The 16,886-nt window shown below is 67.8% G+C and carries 12 protein-coding genes; 5 read left to right on the plus strand and 7 right to left on the minus strand.

Annotated elements, in window-relative coordinates; translation table 11 throughout:
* Positions 1-52 precede the first annotated feature (52 nt).
* A complete protein-coding gene (locus QK287_RS06620) occupies positions 53-1,363 on the plus strand; it encodes a phosphotransferase (protein ID WP_282359633.1) in 1,311 nt (436 codons plus the stop codon).
* Here QK287_RS06620 and QK287_RS06625 read toward each other — a convergent pair.
* From QK287_RS06625 to QK287_RS06635, 3 genes are all read right to left on the minus strand, one after another.
* A complete protein-coding gene (locus QK287_RS06625) occupies positions 1,360-4,884 on the minus strand; it encodes an ATP-dependent DNA helicase (protein ID WP_226773809.1) in 3,525 nt (1,174 codons plus the stop codon). The two genes, QK287_RS06620 and QK287_RS06625, sit on opposite strands and share 4 nt — an antisense overlap.
* Entirely contained in the window at positions 4,881-8,099 is a 3,219-nt protein-coding gene (locus QK287_RS06630; RefSeq protein WP_309485674.1) for an ATP-dependent DNA helicase, read from the minus strand. Before QK287_RS06630 ends, QK287_RS06625 begins: the two co-directional genes overlap by 4 nt.
* Before the next feature lie 182 nt (positions 8,100-8,281).
* A complete protein-coding gene (locus QK287_RS06635) occupies positions 8,282-8,698 on the minus strand; it encodes an MGMT family protein (protein ID WP_226773808.1) in 417 nt (138 codons plus the stop codon).
* Between the two features lie 163 nt (positions 8,699-8,861).
* Between QK287_RS06635 and QK287_RS06640 the strand changes: the two genes are divergently transcribed.
* The 4 genes from QK287_RS06640 to QK287_RS06655 all read left to right on the plus strand — a co-directional run bounded on the left by QK287_RS06640 (position 8,862) and on the right by QK287_RS06655 (position 12,411).
* The gene (locus tag QK287_RS06640; RefSeq protein WP_226774982.1) at positions 8,862-9,572 is read left to right on the plus strand and encodes a 3'-5' exonuclease; all 711 of its coding nucleotides are present in this window, start codon (positions 8,862-8,864) and stop codon (positions 9,570-9,572) included.
* Positions 9,573-9,940: 368 nt separating this feature from the next.
* On the plus strand, positions 9,941-10,891 hold the full coding sequence (locus tag QK287_RS06645) for an ABC transporter substrate-binding protein (RefSeq protein ID WP_226774986.1): 951 nt from the start codon (positions 9,941-9,943) through the stop codon (positions 10,889-10,891).
* 21 nt (positions 10,892-10,912) lie between these two features.
* Positions 10,913-11,677, plus strand: coding sequence for an amino acid ABC transporter permease (locus QK287_RS06650; RefSeq protein WP_226774987.1), 765 nt, complete (start codon positions 10,913-10,915; stop codon positions 11,675-11,677).
* A complete protein-coding gene (locus QK287_RS06655) occupies positions 11,674-12,411 on the plus strand; it encodes an amino acid ABC transporter ATP-binding protein (RefSeq protein WP_226774983.1) in 738 nt (245 codons plus the stop codon). Before QK287_RS06650 ends, QK287_RS06655 begins: the two co-directional genes overlap by 4 nt.
* A gap of 108 nt (positions 12,412-12,519) precedes the next feature.
* Here the strand turns inward: QK287_RS06655 and hemL are convergent, their stop codons facing one another.
* The 4 genes from hemL to QK287_RS06675 are packed head-to-tail and all read right to left on the minus strand — an operon-like array spanning position 12,520 to position 16,868.
* A complete protein-coding gene (hemL, locus tag QK287_RS06660; protein ID WP_226774984.1) occupies positions 12,520-13,851 on the minus strand; it encodes a glutamate-1-semialdehyde 2,1-aminomutase in 1,332 nt (443 codons plus the stop codon).
* 13 nt (positions 13,852-13,864) lie between these two features.
* Complete coding sequence (locus QK287_RS06665; protein ID WP_226774985.1) at positions 13,865-14,974, minus strand: LLM class flavin-dependent oxidoreductase; 1,110 nt, start codon at positions 14,972-14,974, stop codon at positions 13,865-13,867.
* On the minus strand, positions 14,971-15,954 hold the full coding sequence (gene hemB / locus QK287_RS06670; RefSeq protein ID WP_282359634.1) for a porphobilinogen synthase: 984 nt from the start codon (positions 15,952-15,954) through the stop codon (positions 14,971-14,973). Before hemB ends, QK287_RS06665 begins: the two co-directional genes overlap by 4 nt.
* Complete coding sequence (locus tag QK287_RS06675; RefSeq protein ID WP_226776137.1) at positions 15,951-16,868, minus strand: uroporphyrinogen-III synthase; 918 nt, start codon at positions 16,866-16,868, stop codon at positions 15,951-15,953. Before QK287_RS06675 ends, hemB begins: the two co-directional genes overlap by 4 nt.
* Between the last annotated feature and the right edge of the window lie 18 nt (positions 16,869-16,886).

Raw genomic sequence — 16,886 nt, forward strand, 5'->3', positions numbered from 1 at the left:
ACTCGCCGTGCTGCATCGCCGTCTTGGGCGCCGCTCAATCTACCGTGGGAGCGTGAGAAGAAAACCAATCGAACTGGCAGCTGTGGCAACCGCGGCAGTGCCCGGGCTGACACCGACCGCCGTCAGCTCTGCGCCCGACGATCCGGCAGACTTCGATTCGGCACTCCTGCTGGATTCCGAGGGCAAGCGCTGGCGCGTCCGCTCGCCGCGCCATGCCGAGGCCAGCGCCCGCCTGGAAACTGAATTCCTGATACTGCGCGCTTTCACCCCCGGCGTCCGGGCAGAGCTTCCTTTCCTGATGCCAACCGTCGCCGGGACCGTCCGACAGGGACCGCTGAGCACGTTCGTGTATTCCCATTTGGCCGGATCCACCCGATCAGTCGAGGAACTCGGCGCCGCATCATCGGCCGTGGCCCGCGAAATCGGGGCGGCCCTCGCCGCCATCCACGACTTGCCCCACTCACTGGTCAGCAACGCCGACCTGCCAAGCTACACCCCGAACGAGTTCCGTCAGCGCCGCCTCAACGAACTGGACCAGGCCGCGACCACCGGCATGATTCCCGCGCTGCTGCTGCGACGCTGGGAACACGCCCTGGAAGACGTGTCCCTGTGGCGCTTCAATCCGTGTGTGGTCCACGGCGACCTGCACGAGGACAACCTGCTGGTGGACGGCGACCGTGTGACCGCCGTGACCGGTTGGACAGACTTGCGGATCGGCGACCCGGCCGATGACATGGCCTGGCTGGTCGCGTCCAACGACCATGAATTTGTGGAATCCGTACTAACCCACTACACCTCTTCCCGGCGCGACGTACCGGACGCGCACCTGCTGCGGCGAGCGGCGCTGTCCGCCGAATTCGCCCTGGCGCAGTACCTCGTTAAGGGCATCGCCGCCGCAAACCAGGACATGATCGACGAGGCGGAATCCATGCTCACCGCACTCGCCGAGGACGTCGCGGAACACGGCGGGCAGCCGATCAGCGTTGAACCGCTCCCCCAGCCCGTACCGGCCCCGGAACCGGATTCAAGGCTTGCCGCTGTTCCGGCGGGCAGCGCCGCACCCGCCGTCCTGGTCACACCGATCCCCCTCGGAACCGCCGGTGCGGACGATGCAGCGAACGACAGTGCCGCGGACGTCGACCGGCCCGCTGGCACCGCAGGAGCCAGCGTCTCCGTCACTGCAATCCCCGACGAACCGGCCCCCGCGGGCGCAATCGAGGACTCCTCAACCCAGTCGATCGCCGTCGTGGGCGGGGAAAAAACCGCCCCCGCCGACGAAGCCGCCCCGGTGACGGAGGCGGCGAACCCGGCCGACGACACCTCCACGACCTCGCTCGCGATCGTCGAGCCGAAGACCCGCTAGCCGGTTCCGAGGGCAGCGGCGACGATTTGTTCGAGCCGTTCGGCCGAACCCAGATCGTGCGGCCTGACTACTGCGTCGTCGGCCACGTAGTAGAACGCCGCCCGAACCTGGTCCAGCGGGACTTCTTTGAGCCGGGCCCAGGCCAGCCGGTAGACGGCCAGCTGGACAGATTTGGTCTTCAACTGGACGGCCGACGGCCGGCGGCCGGTCTTCCAGTCCACCAGATCCCACCCGCCGTCGGAGTCCCGGAAGACCGCATCGATCCGGCCCCGGACCACCACATCACCGACCCGGGTCTCCACCGGAACCTCCACGTACGCCGGGGCGCGATCGGCCCACTCGGACTGGCGGAACGTCTCGACCATACTGTCCAGCCCGTAGGCTGCATCGATGTGGCCATCGGAACCGGCAGCTTCCTCCAGGTCCAGCATGCCGGCTGCGCCGAAGTACTCTTCGACCCAGGCGTGGAATGCGGTGCCCTTGCGGGCCGACATACCCGGCTCCCGCGGTACCGGGCGGCGCAGCCTCGCGACGACGGAGCCTGCGTCGTCCTCGAGATCCACCAGGGTGGACGCGGAGATGTGCCCCGGCAGGTGAACGTCCTGCACCGTGCTCCGACGGGAACGGCGCTCCAGCAGGGTCGCTGCCTCGTCCGCCCACCCGGCCGCGGGGCCACGCAGCTGCCGGCGTGTGTCTGCTCCGGCGACACCGGCGTCGGCATCCGGCCCGGCATCCGGCGGCACTTTCGGACCCATGGATCCCAACACCCGCCCGGCAGCGGACTCCATGGCCGTCCGCCGGCCGGGAATGAGGCGCAGCCGGGCGCCGCTGCGAGGATCAACGGGCCCCTCCAGCGGATCATACGGCCACCCCGCGACCTCCAGTTCCGAGGTCAACGGACTCTCCTGCGGCAATGATTCCTCGCTGACGGACAACGGGTGGATCACGGCGGCGCCGCCGGCGGCGAGCACCTCAAGTTCGGCCAGGAACGGCGACATGTCCGCCATCCCGGCCCGCGAGCCGACCCAGGCGGCGCTGGAAACCCAGAGCACATGTTTGGCGCGTGTGTAGGCCACATACGCGAGCCGACGTTCCTCGGCCTCGCCGTGAACCTGCACGGCGGACTTGAAGTCCTTTTCGGCGTCGAGCCAGCCTTTTTGGTCAGGGTGGTCGAGGTCCCATTGCGGAAGGTCCGAGCGGTCCCCGCGCAGCGGCCAGGGCAGTGCGGCGCTGCCGCTGCTCCAGCGCGAGTCCCGGCTGCTCGGGAAGGCCCCGGCATTGAGCCCGGGCACAAATACCACATCCCATTCCAGGCCTTTGGAAGCGTGTACCGTCAGTAGCTGCACGGCTTCATGGTTCACTTCGGGCGCCGCGGCATCCAGGCCATTCTCTTCGGCGGCCGCGGCCTCCAACCAGGCCAGGAACGCCAGCACATCCACCCGCTGGGACGTGTGCAGGAAGCCGGCAGCAGCGTCCTGGAAGGCGTCCAGGTTGCGGCGGGCCTGGTGAATGCTGATCCCCGGCCGTGCGGCGACCTCGATGTCCAGGAGCATCGCCCGCTCCACCTCACCAAGCAGGGTGGTCAGGTCGTCACCCATATAGCCGCGCAACTGCCGGAGCTCCGCCGAAAGCCGGAGGAGACGCTCCAGCGCCTCGGCACCGAGCTGGCGGCCGTGCACGGAGGTCCAGCCCGCACGCGGGAGCCAGTCGAGTGCCTCGATCAGGCTCGCGGCGTCCGTGAGGTCGCCCTCGATCACCACCGCCTCCGCGCCGTCGTCAACGGTAACGTCGTCGTCAGCGGCGCCGGGGCGGCCGCGGCGCCGGGCCAGGAAGCTGGACCAGTCGCGCAGGGCCATCAGGTCCGCGGGCCCGATCCGCCAGCGTGCCCCGGCCAGCAGGCGCATCAGCGAATCGGACCGTCCGGGGTCGGCCAGTACCCGGAGGGTCGCAACCAGGTCCACGATTTCGGGGGTGTCCAGCAGACCGCCGAGCCCGACGATTTCATAGGGGATCCCGCGCACTTCGAATTCGCGGCGAATGCATTCCATCTGGGCGCGCCGGCGGCACAGAACCGCCATGGCGGGCGGTTCAGGCTCCCCTGCCGTCCCGCTGAAGTCTGTCACCCTGAATTTCAACACGTCGCCCGCGATCGCCGCGGCCTCATCCTCATCGGTGCCAAACCGGCCCATCACCACGCGGCCCTGGACCGCGGCGGGGCTGGGCTGCAGCGGCGGCACCTCGACACCCCCGGCCTTGTCCCGTTCACCGGCCGGGCCGGTCCGGGCCGCGGCGGCGCTGAGCGGCGCGGAAATGACGTTGGCGGCCGAGAGGATGGTCCGGCCGTTGCGCCATGCCGTGGTGAGGTAGGACGTCGGCGCGAGGGCAAAGCCCGCCGTGCTGTCTGCCGCGTCGGCACCGGTACCGACGCCGGCTGGTCTTTCGCCGGCTCCGAGCCGCGCCGGGAATTCGCGGACGAAATGAAAGAGCTGGCCGGCGGAGGCTCCGCGGAAGCCGTAGATCGACTGATTGGGATCGCCCACCGCGGTGACCGCATGGCCGTCGCTGAACAACCGGGAGAAAAGGACAAGCTGGGCGTGTGAGGTGTCCTGGAATTCGTCGAGCAGCACCACCTTATAGCGCTGGCGTTCGGTTTCCGCGGCGAGCGGAATCTCGTTGGCCACACGGGCGGCGAGGGCCACGAGGTCCCCGAAGTCGAGGGCACCGCGGGCACGCTTGGCGTCCGTATAGCGCCCCACCATGTCCGCGACGCTGGCCCGGGTGCGCAGCAGTCCGCTGAGCTCGGCGACGGCCTGGCTGGGATTCTTTGTGGCGGTTGCGAGGTAGGGCAGCTGCTCAAACTCGGCCACCCGCTCCAGCAGCCAGCGGCGGACGCCGGCGGGTTCCTGGAGATGCTCAGCGCACTCGCCCGCCAGTTGGATGACTGCCTTGACCAGGGTGGATTTTGCGGATCGGAAGTGTTCGTAGTCGCCGTCGTAGGCTTCCACGACTTCGCTGGCGAGCTGGAAGGCCTGGGCGCCGCCGAGGAGCACAACGTCGCGTTCGACGCCGAGCCGCAGCCCGTAGTCCGACACAATGCCGCTGGCGTAGGAGTGGTAGGTGGAGACCTTGGGTTCAAGTGCATCGGTACTGAGCAGCCCGGCGGGGAACACCTGATTCTGCGTGTCGGACGCGGCGATACGCTGCAGCGCCGCCAGCTTGGCGCGGATCCGGCTGGCCAGTTCGCCGGCCGCCTTGCGCGTAAAGGTTACGCCGAGGACTTCCTCCGGACGGACCCAGCCGTTGGCGACAAGCCACACCACGCGGTCTGCCATCGTGGCGGTCTTGCCCGAACCGGCGCCGGCAATAACGAGCCGCGGCGACAGGGGTGAGGAAATGATCTGCGACTGTTCGGCTGTAGGGCTGTTGGTCTCCCCCAGCAGGGCCGAGAGCTCCGCCGGGGTGAACCTGGGGACTGGAAGTGCTGCCGGTGCAACGGCGGAACGGGCAGTTTCGGTGCTCATTCGGTAACCTGCTTTCCCCGCAGGCACAGCGGGCAGACTTCGGGAAGGCGGCAGCCGTGGCCACCGTGGCCACTTTTGGACGGATCATGGCGGGCCTCGAAAGCGCTCCCGGACATCACCCGGGCAGCGTCGCCGACCATGTCCAGTGCCCAGTTTTCCGCGGGGTCCAGCGCTGCCTGGGACTGGATGCCAGGGCTTTTGGTGCCGGTTCCCAGCTGGGCCAGGACGGCACCGCCGGGCAGCGGGGGCGGGCCGTCGTCGGAACCGGCGAAACCTCCGGCCAGCACCGCAGCCTGGTACGCTCCCAGCTGCGGATGCCGCGCCAGCTCGGCTTTGCCCGGCTGCCGTTTGCCGGTCTTGAGGTCCACCACAACGAGCCGGCCCTCGGCGTCGATCTCCAGCCGGTCGACCTGGCCGCGCAGCACGGCCGGGCGGGCAGGCCAAGGGCCCCCGTCGGCGCCCGCGTCAGCGCCGGCCGTTCCGTTCCCGGCCCCAAGGTCCGGGAGCTTGACTTCGAAGTCCAGCTCGACGCCGACCAGGGACCGTCCCTCGCTGCGCATCACCAGCACGTACTGGGCAAGTTTACGAACCATCGTTTCGGCGCGCTGGAAGTCCAGTTTGCCTTCCCAGTTGTCCTTCATCCCCAACGCCGGCCAGCGGCGGATGAGCTCAGCCACGTATTCACCGCCCGAAGCATCGGGCAGGTCCTGCGCGATGGCGTGGACCAGGGTGCCCAGGCTGCGGGCAAAGTCGGTGGCGGCTTCGCCGCCGGCAGCCTGGACGAACCAGTCCAGCGGCGACTTCTGCACCGTCTCCACCTTCGAAGGCGAGACGTAGACAGTGCCGCCTGGGGGAACAACGGGATCGTCCGTGGACAGCGGGGCCAGCCCCCACCAGCTCGCGGGATGCGCGCCGGGTACGGCGGGCTCAGCCGCGGCCAATGTGCCAAGAACGTCGGAGGCTTCCAGGGCTTCCGGAGTTCCGGCGTCGAGCTGGGCGTACTGGCGCAGCTCGGCGACGAGGGCGCGCAGGGTAAGAGGGCGCTCAACCTGGGTGAAAGCGCGCCGGTCCTGGCCGGGGCGGAGCGGCACCACGTAGTCCAGGAACGACGACGGCTGTTCATCCTCGGAAGACACGGCCGTGCAGATCAGTTGCTCCGTGGCCCGCGACACAGCAGTGGAGAAGCTGCGCAGCTCGTCGTAGCGGATTTCGCGCAGCCTGCTGAGGGGATCCAGTTGCAGGGCGTATTCCACGCCGTGCTCGACGGCGTCCGCGAAGAGTGTGCTGCCGAGCAGTTCGCCGCGGAGCCTGGTGTTTGGCCATACGCCTTCCTGCAGGCCGGGGACGATGACGACGGGCCATTCCCGGCCGGCAGCGCTGGCCGGGGTCATAAGTTCAACGGCGTCCTCCAGCTGGGCCCGTGCCGCGAGGGTGTCCATCGGGAGTTCCTGGCTGAGCAGGTACTCGAGGAACTGCTCGGGTCCGGACCCGGGCAGCTGGTCCACAAAGCGCTCCGCCGTGTGGAAAAGGGCCATCATGGCATCGAGGTCCCGGTCAGCACGGGCACCCGCCGATCCGCCGGCCAGCGCCGCCTCGGTCCAACGCGCGGCAAGACCGGTGGAGTTCCAGAGTGCCCAGAGCACCGTTTCGGCGTTGCCGCCCGGAGCCTGGGCGGCAACCCGGCCAGCCTGGATCATCCGTGCAATCCGTCGTGCAGAGGTGCCCTCAATGCCGAGGGTCCCGAGCGCGCCCGGTTCCAGCAGGGCCTCGACGAGGAGCACATCGCTGGTGCGGCCGCCGCCGCCCAGGAGCTCCTCCCGGCGCAGGGACTGGCGGAGGCGCCGCAGCTCGATCGCGGTGGCCCCGCCGATCCGCGAGGTCAGCAGCGCCACTGCCGCTTCGGGGCTGAGTGCGGCAGGGTCCAACACAACGGCATAGGCATTGAGCAGGGGCCGGACGGCGACTTCGTCGCGGACAGCGGATTCCGCCACCGGGATCCGGACCGGGATCCCCTGACCCGCGAGGTAGCGCTGCAGCTGGCTGAGCTGGCCGCCGTTGCGCACGACCACGGCGATGTCACCGAGGTCGCGGCCGTCGGTGAGCTGGGCTTCCAGGATCCGTTGTGCCACGTAGCGCAGTTCGTGCACCGGCGACGGCAGCAGGTGCGCTTCAACGGCTCCGGCGGCGGTTCCCGGGTCCGGATCCGGTGCGGGCGGCTGCTCGAGCTGGCGAGCGGACTGCCCGCCGGCCCTGCTGGAGATCCGTCCGGCAACCGAAAGCCAGGCCTCAGCAACCGCCGGGCTGTGGCGGTGCGCGGTCCGGAGCGGCCGTTCGATCACAACACCGTCGACGGGGGCCAGCAACCAGGGGAGCTCCGCGACAAGGTCCGGGCGGGCGCCGCGAAAACCCTGGACTACGGTGTCCGGCGATGCGGTAATGAGCGCTTCCTTGCCGGCGGCGATGTCCGCGAGCAGCTCGAATACGGCGGGGTTGGCTTCCTGCATGTCGTCCACCAGGATCAGCTGGAGCCGGTCGCGTTCAGCGGCCAGAAAGTCCGGCTCGTCCTGGAAGATCTGCCGGGCCGCGGTGATGATGCCGGCCGGGTCGAAGGATTCCGGCATCCGCAGGTCCAGGACGTCGCGGTACTCCGCATAGAGTCCGGCTGCGGCAACCCAGTCCGGCCGGTGGCAACGTCGCGCCAGGACCACAAGGTCCTCGGCCGTCCGGCCGGATTCGATGATCCGGTCAAAGAGCTGGCGGACTTCCTGGCGGAAGCCCCGCGTCAGCAGTGCGGCCGCCAGGTCCTCGGGCCAGGGCAGCTCAAGTCCGGGCTCCGCGTGGCCCTCCAGCAGTTCCTTGATGATCAGGTCCTGTTCCGGGCCGGAGAGGAGTTTCGGCGGACGCGGCAGCGGCAGGATCCCTTCCGCTTTGGCGCGCCGGATCAGATCGAAGGCGTATGAAGCCCAGGTGCGTGCCGGCGTCGTACTTAAACTGCGGTCCAGCCGGGCCGTAAAGCGGTCCCTGAGCGAATCGGCGGCAAGGCGTCCGGGGGCGAGGATGAGGATCCGTTCCGGATCGAGTCCATCGCGCCGGGCCCGCCGGACGGCGGCCTCAACGAGCACAGTGGACTTGCCGGTTCCCGGCGCTCCCGGGATCAGAACGGGGCCGGAGCCGTGTGGGACGTCGACGGCGGCGAGCTGGTCTGCCGACAACACAGGCACAGCGTTGTGCAGTTTTTTTGGCGGCAGCAGTCGGAGCGCGGAACCGGAGCCGCCCGGCCTGGCAGCTCGGCGCGTCCCGGCTTCGGACCCTCCTGGTGCCTGAGCCAGGGAAGCCGGTGGAGATGTTGCGGGCCGTGTGACGGGCGGGCGGGACTCGGCGTTCTTGCTGGGGTTGCTCACACAGTCATTTCATCATCAGGGACCGACAGTTTGCGCAAGGATCGTTCCAGCCGCTCTGCGGCGGCGTCGATGGCGTCGAAATCACTGCCCGTCGGCGCCCAGCGGGCAGCCATCAGGTCCACCCGGAAACGCCCCTCACCGGAGTGCAGGTACTTTTTGTACTCGCCCAGCAGCGGGGTGCCTTCCCGGAGGTACCGGGCAAGGGCCTCGCGTTCGTGTCCGGGAGGCGCCTCGCCGCTGGACTTCAGGACCCGCCACCAGGGAACCGCGCTGCCGTGGTGGCTCATCACGGCGCCAATCTGGCGGGGGCCGCCGGAACCGAGGAGTTCCGCGATGTCGCCGTAGGCCACCGCGGCGCCTGCGGGGATCAGCGCCACCACATCCAGCACCGCCTCCACATACTCCGCTTTCATCACTCCAGCCTAGCGGCGCGGCAGTCCCGACAGTCCTCCCCACCCCAACCCGCCCCACCCCAACCCGCCCCGCCAGCCGGACGGCTGCGGTAGGCACCGCCGACGCCGTGCCGGGCACAAACGCTGGCGCGTTCCTGTCGGTGGCAGCAGGTAGCGTTGATGCATGAGCACTTGGAACACCCTCCCCCGCGCGGCCTTCGACCTCGAAACCACAGGTCGGAACTCGCGCTCCGCACGGATCGTCACGGCATCCATCACTGTGGTGGACAACGACGGCGGGATCATCAACGAGCACGAGTGGCTCGCCGATCCGGGAGTCGAGATCCCGACCGAGGCCAGTGACATCCATGGCGTCACGACAGAACGGGCCCGCAGCGAGGGCCGCCCTGCCGCCGAAGTGACGCGGGAGGTTGCCGCAGCGCTTCAAGAGCTCTTCGACCGGGGAGTGCCGGTCATCGCCTTCAACGCCAGCTACGACTTCACCGTGCTCGCCGCCGAATCGGCCCGCTACGGTGTCCCGCAGTTGAGCCGTTTTCCCGTCCTGGATCCGTACATCATGAACAAGCAGGTCGACCGGTACCGCAAAGGCAAGCGCACGCTGACAGCCCTTTGCGAGGAGTACGGGGTGAACCTGGACAATGCCCACACCTCAGCGGCGGACGCCCTCGCCACCCTCCGTATGCTCGACGCCATGGCAGGGAAGTTCCCGAAGCTCCGGATGCCGGCCAGCCACCTGCACCAGCTCCAGATCGAGTGGGCCTCGGCCCAGGCGTCGGATTTTCAGACCTACCTGCGCAAAACCAAACCCGCCGCCGTGATCGAGGGCGACTGGCCGGTGCTGCCGCCGGAAGACGCCAGCCGCGGGGATTTCTAGGACAAAGAGCACGTCACGCGCCGAAACACTGACGGGCATGGCGGCACGCTATAGCCCTCAACGCCCCGAAAACCGGCCAAGTGCGACGGAAATCACAGCCCTTGCGGCGCCGGGCGGGACCGGGCCTGCACGTCATTCGTTCCGTCGCACCCTGCCCGGACGGCTCAGATACCGTGGCACTACTAAGGCGCATGAACTTAATTCGGCATCGAAGGGAGATCGAGAGCATAAATTCGCTTTGAATTCGCCTTCGGGTCAGGTGTCACACTTATATTTTGCGGCTTGCTGTCCCCGGTCCGTCCGCGCCCTGCGCCCGGGCGCGGCGTTGCCCCCGCGGACCACACACTCCTGACGAAAGCGATTGCATGATGAAAACCAAAGCCATGAAGTGGCTGACTACTGTTCCTGTGGCGATCGCTGTGGCTGTGTCCCTGGCGGCCTGCGGCGGCGGATCAGCGCAACCGTCCGGCTCACCCACTGACGCACTCGCCGGCAGCGACCAGACTTCGCTGGACAAGTACACGACCGCTGACATCACTCCCCTGGACACGATCGACAAGACGAAACTTGGCTTGATCACCGAGGGCACCTTGCGGGTCGGCACCCTCTCGGATGCGCCGCCGAACATCTTCATCGATCCCTCCGGTAAGTTCACCGGCTACGACAACGAGCTGATGCGTGCGATCGGCGACAAGCTGGGCCTCAAGGTCGAATTCGCTTCAACCGACTTCTCCGCGTTGCTCTCACAAGTCAACAACAAACAGTTCGACGCCGGATCATCCTCGATTTCCACGACCGACAAGCGCCGCGAAACGGTTGGCTTCACCAATGGCTACGACTTCGGCTACATGGCTGTCGTGACAAAGGACAACGCCCAGGTCAAGTCCTTCGATGACCTTAAGGCCGGCGTACGCGTCGGCGTCGTCCAGGGCACCGTGCAGGATGACTACGTCACCAATACGCTTAAACTTGAGCCTGTCCGCTTCCCTGACTACAACACGGTCTACGCCAGCGTGAAGAACGGCCAGGTGGACGCGTGGGTGGCCCCGTCCCAGCAGGCAACAGGCCAGGTCAAGGAAGGCGACAAGACCAAAATCGCCGAGAAGGTCGTAAATACCCAGAACTTCACGGCCTACGCCGTGAACAAGGACAACAAGGCCCTTATCGAGGCGCTGAACGCCGGCCTGGATGCAGTGATCGCCGACGGCACGTGGACCAAGCTGACGTCCGAGTGGTACACGGACCGTCCCACCGTGGCGGAGCAGACCCCGCAGGGCTGGAAGCCGGGCAGCAAGGCCGTCCAGATTCCGGCAAAGTAGCCCGGGCCGTCTATGAACCTCCTGGATATCCTCAAACAACTTGGCGACACCTTCCTCGACTGGAAGGCGATGGGCGAAGTCATCCCCATGATGTTCGCGGTCGGCTTGCCGAATACGATCGTCCTGGCAATCACTTCCGGCATCATCGGAACGCTGCTCGGGATGGTGCTTGCCCTGATGGGTATCTCCAGGAACGCTGCGGTGCGCTGGATCGCGCGTGTCTACACCGACATCCTGCGTGGGCTGCCGCCGGTGCTGACGATCCTCGTGATCGGTTTCGGCTTCGGTCCGATCATTCGGCAACTGACCGGATCGACGAGCCCGTACCCGATGGCGGTGGCGGCACTGTCGCTGATGTCGGCAGCTTACATCGGTGAGATTTTCCGCTCCGGCATCCAGAGCGTGGACAAGGGACAGCTCGAAGCCACCCGCGCCCTGGGATTCGGCTATGGCCCCTCGATGCGGCTGGTGGTTGTGCCCCAGGGCATCCGGCGGGTTCTGCCCGCACTGGTTAACCAGTTCATCGCCCTGATCAAGGAGTCCTCGCTGGTTTTCCTCTTGGGCCTGCTGGCCTCGGAACGGGAAATCTTCCAGATCGGCAAGGATGCGGCGTCGACCAGCGGGAACCTGTCCCCGTATGTTGCCGCGGCGGTCTTCTACCTGGCCCTGACGGTTCCATTAACACACTTCGTGAACTGGATTGATGGCCGCCTGCGTTCGGGCCGGCCGGAAAAAAAGGAACCCGATGACGCGGCCGCCAAGGTCGGAAAGGGGGCCCCGGCATGAGCGAGTTTGCTTCCGGGTCGCTGACAGCAAAAAACATCCACCTGTCGTTCGGGGCGAACCACGTCCTCCGCGGCATCGACCTGCACGTTGGGCAGGGCACAACGGCTTCCGTTATCGGGCCGTCCGGCTCAGGTAAGTCAACGCTTCTGCGGGTTATGAACCGGCTGATCGAACCCGACCAGGGCGACATCCTCCTCGACGGGAAGTCCGTGCTTCAGGACAACCCCGACGAGCTGCGCCGGCGGATCGGTATGGTCTTCCAGCAATTCAATCTGTTCCCGCACAAGACCGTGGTGGAAAACGTCTCGCTGGCACTGCGCAAGCTCCGCGGAATGTCCAAGGAGCAGGCCCGCGAGGAGGCAGTTGCCCAGCTTGACCTCGTGGGGCTCAAGCACAAGGCGGATGCCCGCCCCGCCAATCTCTCCGGAGGTCAGCAGCAGCGGGTGGCGATAGCGCGGGCTTTGGCCATGAAACCCGAAGTGATGTTCTTCGACGAGGCTACGTCCGCGCTCGACCCGGAACTTGTCAAGGGTGTGCTGGCGCTGATGGCCGACCTCGCCAAGGGTGGTATGACCATGGTCGTGGTGACTCACGAGATGGGCTTCTCCCGGAACGTCTCGGACACCGTGACGTTTATGGACGGCGGCGTCGTCGTCGAGTCCGGGCCGCCGGAACAGATCTTCACCGATCCGCGCACGGAACGCCTGCAGGGATTCCTTTCGGACGTCCTCTAGAGCGCGGGACGGCCGCTTAAGCATGTGGGGCACCCGCCGCGGCGGGTGCCCCACAGCTGTTTAAGCTCGATACCGGATGGGCAGTACGGGCCGTGGGGCCCGCCGGAGCTACGCCTTCGCGGCCGCCGCTGCCTTGGCGGCGGCCGGCAGGGCATCGAAGATCCGGTTCATCGCGGCGTCGTCGTGCGCGGCGGAGAGGAACCAGGCCTCGAAGACCGACGGCGGGAGGTAAACCCCGGCGTCGAGCATGGAGTGGAAGAACGGCGCGTAGCGGAACACTTCCTGGCCCTGGGCGTCGTCGTAGTTGTGTACGCCGCGCGCCGAGGTGCCAAACGCCACCGAGAACAGGTTCCCGGCTCGCTGGATCGAATGGTCCACCCCTGCCGCGCCCAGTGCCGAGGACAGTGCCGCGGAGAGCTCCAGCGAGCGGGCGTCCACAAAGGAGTAGACTCCGGCGTTGGCGTGGGTGAGGGTGGCGACGCCGGCGGCCATGGCCACCGGGTTTCCGGAGAGCGTGCCGGCCTGGTAGACGGGGCCCAACGGCGCCAGGTAGTCCATGACCTCTGCGCGGCCGGCGAGGGCCGCGGCCGGCATTCCGCCGCCGATGACCTTGCCGAACGTCAGCAGGTCCGGGGTCCAGGGCTGGGCCGCGCCGGCGGCACCGCCAGTGAGGCCCCAGTAGCCCGAGTAGCCGGTCCGGAATCCAGTCAGGACTTCATCGAGGATCAGCAAGGCGCCGTGCTCGCCGGTGATGCGCGACAGGCCGGCATTAAACCCCTCACCCGGGGTGACGACGCCCATGTTGGCCGGCGCCGCCTCCGTGATGACGGCGGCGATGTTGGGTCCGTGCTGGGCGAAGGCGGCCTCGACGGCGGCGAGGTCGTTGTAGGGCAGGACGAGGGTTTCGGCTGCGGTGGCGGCCGTGACGCCGGCCGAACCCGGCAGCGCGAGAGTCGCCAGGCCCGAGCCGGCCGCAGCGAGGAGCCCGTCGAGGTGTCCGTGGTAGCAGCCGGCGAACTTGATGATGAGGTTCCGGCCGGTGAAGCCGCGGGCCAGCCGGACGGCGGTCATGGTGGCCTCGGTGCCGGTGGAGACCATCCGGACCCGCTCGGCGGCAGGAACACGTTCCTGCACGATAGCCGCGAGATTGGCCTCATCCGGCGTCGAGGCGCCAAAGGACAGCCCCCGGTCGACGGCGGCATGCACCGCGGCGAGGACCTCCGGGTGTGCATGACCCAACAGTGCCGGGCCCCAGGAGCAGACCAGGTCCACGTATTCTGCGCCATCGGCATCTGTCAGATAGGGGCCCTTGGCGGAGACCATAAACCGCGGTGTGCCGCCGACGGAGCCGAACGCACGGACTGGCGAGTTAACACCGCCCGGCATCAGCTGGCGGGCGCGGTCGAAGAGTGCCTCGTTGCGAGGGTGGCTGGAAGTCATGGTTCCTATTCTTTCAGTTCTGCGGTGAAGACCCGGCCAGCAACGAGGCAACCCGGGGTGCCACCTCGGTGCCGAACAGCTCGATCGAGCGCATCATCGCCGTGTGCGGCAGGGTGCCGTTGCTGTATTTGAGGTCGAAGCGGTCCACGCCGAGGTTGTGCTTGAGCAGGCCGATCTTGGCCGCGACGGTGTCCGGCGAGCCGACGTAGAGGGCGCCCTCTTGGGTACACATCGCGTCAAACTCGGCGCGATTGCCGGGACCCCAGCCGCGCTCGGCACCGATCAGGTTGCGCTGGCCGAGCCAGTGCGGGAAGAACTCCTCCCGTGCTTCCTCGTCGGTAGCGGCAATGTGGCCGGGCGAATGGGTGGCTATCTGCTGCATCGGGTGGCCGTATTTGGCCATCGCATCGCGGTACAGATTCGCCAGCGGGGCGAAGGACCGCGGCTCTCCGCCGATGATTGCGAAGATGATCGGGTACCCGTATTCGGCGCAGCGCAGCACCGATTCAGGGGTTCCGCCGACGCCGATCCAGGCCGGCAGCAGGTGGTGTTCCAGCGGCGGGTAGGCACTCAGACCGCTGATGGACGGCCTGGTGCGTCCCTCCCAGTGGATGGGCTGCTGGGCGCGGGCTTTGTCGAAGAGCTCCAGCTTCTCCTCGAACAGGACCTCGTAATCGGCGAGGTTGAGTCCGAAGAGCGGGAAGGACTCCACAAAGGAGCCGCGGCCCAGCATCACCTCGGCCCGGCCGTTGGAGATGGCGTCCACGGTGGAGAAGCGCTGGAAAACCCTGATGGGGTCATCGGAGCTCAACACGGTGACTGCGGAGCCGAGCCGGATGCTCCGGGTCCGGGCTGCCGCCGCGGCGAGGAACACTTCGGGGGCGGAGACGGCGAAGTCACGGCGGTGGTGCTCCCCTACGCCGAAGGCATGGAGCCCCACCTGGTCAGCGAGTTCGGCCTGCTCCAGCAGCTGGCGCAGTACCTGGGCGTGCGGGACGGGGTGTCCGTCGGGGAAGACCCCGATGTCGCCGAAGGTGTTCAGGCCCAGCAGGATGCGCCCCGGGCCCACCGGGGCGGTGGGGTTTGGCGCGGAAGCGGGATCGGACCCTGTCACGGGGCTCACCGGGACTCTTTCAGCCAGCCGGCAAGTTCGCTGGCCCAGTAGGTGAGGACGATGTTGGCGCCTGCCCGTTTGATGCCAAGTACCGATTCGGTGATGGCGGCCCGGCGGTCGATCCAGCCGTTGGCCGCGGCAGCTTCGATCATCGAGTACTCGCCGGAAATCTGGTAGGCCGCGACCGGCACCGGACTCATCGCGGCGACGTCGGCGAGGATATCGAGGTAGCTCATGGCTGGCTTGACCATCACCATGTCGGCGCCTTCTTCGAGGTCCAGTTCCACTTCGAGGACCGCTTCGCGGCGGTTCGCGGCGTCCATCTGGTAGGTCCGCCGGTCACCGGTGAGCTGGGAATCAACGGCCTCACGGAACGGACCGTAGAACGCCGAGGCGTATTTCGCGGCGTAGGCGACGACGGCGGTGGTGGTGTGGCCGGCTTCCTCGAGGGCTTGTCGGATGACTGCGATCTGGCCGTCCATCATCCCGGACGGGCCGAGCACGTGGGCGCCGGCCTCGGCCTGGGCCACGGCCATCCGGGCGTAGATCTCCAGCGTGGCGTCGTTGTCCACGTAACCGCTGGCGTCGAGGACTCCGCAGTGCCCGTGGTCGGTGAATTCGTCCAGGCAGACGTCGCTCATGATGACCAGCTCGTCGCCGACTTCGGCACGGACGTCCCGGATGGCCTTGTTAAGCACTCCGTCAGGGTCCAGGGCGGCGGTGCCGGTGGCGTCGCGGACGGCGGGGATTCCAAAGAGCATAATGCCACCAACGCCGAGCTCCACGGCCTCGCTGGCGGCGCGTTTGAGCGTCTCGGTGGTGTGCTGCTGGACGCCGGGCATCGAGGAAATCGGGTTCGGCTCGGTCAGCCCTTCGCGGATGAAGGCGGGCAGGACGAGTTCGGCGGCCGAGAGCCGGTGTTCGGCTGTCAGCCGGCGCAATGCAGGGGTGGTGCGGAGCCGGCGGGGGCGGTGGGTCGGGAAGCTCATATGGTGTCCTTTGCTGTGGGCTCTGCGGGCGGATGGTGTGGGGGCGATTCCTTGGCCAGCGCGCGAATAACGGCTGCCACCAGACCGGAGGCGGTGGGCTCCTCGGCCACGGCGGCGACGCTGAGGCCGAGTGACTGAGCCTGGGCGGCGGTCGAGCGTCCGATGGCCACGAACCGGCATGCGCCCAGCGGGGAAAGGTCCTCGTGGATGCGCCGGACGGCACTGGGGGAAGCAGCAACAACGGCGTCCAGCAGACCGGCGTCGATTTCGTTTTTCGCCTGCGCCGGGGTAAGGACAGCGGCTTCGGCGGGCCGGTCCGGGCCGGGGTCCGGGAGTGTTGCCGGCTGACAGAAGGCCAGGCTCCGGCGCGGGTCGGCCGGGTAGTCTACGGTGCGGTAGGCGGTCACGGCCTGGACGAAGGCGCCGCGGGCCGCCAGCCCGCGGCGGAGCCGGGGGTCCGCGATATCTGCCTGCGGCAGGAATACACTGCCCTGGTGTGCGGGCCAGATATCGAGAAGTCCCGCACCGGACTGCTGGCCGGCGGGTGCCAGGTCGACGGCGACTCCCCGGGTTTCGAGGTAGTGCCGGGTGGCGGGTCCGATCGTGGCGACCATGAGGCTGCCCGGAAGCCAGGCAGCGAGGTTGGTACCCCGTTCGGTGGCCTTGGCCTCGAGCGCCTGGACAGCTGTCACGCTGCTGACGACCAGCCAAGCGTACGCACCGGCACCGAGGGCGTCGAAGGCTACATCCAGGGAATGCTGGTCCCTGGCCAGCTCGAAATCGATCAGCGGAAGCAGCACGGGTTCGGCGCCGACGCCGCGCAGGGCACTGACCAGGCCCGCTGCCCGGTCCGGGCTGCGGGCGACGAGGATCCGGGCGCCGTCCGGCGCCTTGACGCCGCTGTGCCTTCCCATGACCTGGTGGAATTCTCG

It is taken from the genome of Arthrobacter sp. AL05 (assembly GCF_029960715.1).
Classification (GTDB): domain Bacteria; phylum Actinomycetota; class Actinomycetes; order Actinomycetales; family Micrococcaceae; genus Arthrobacter.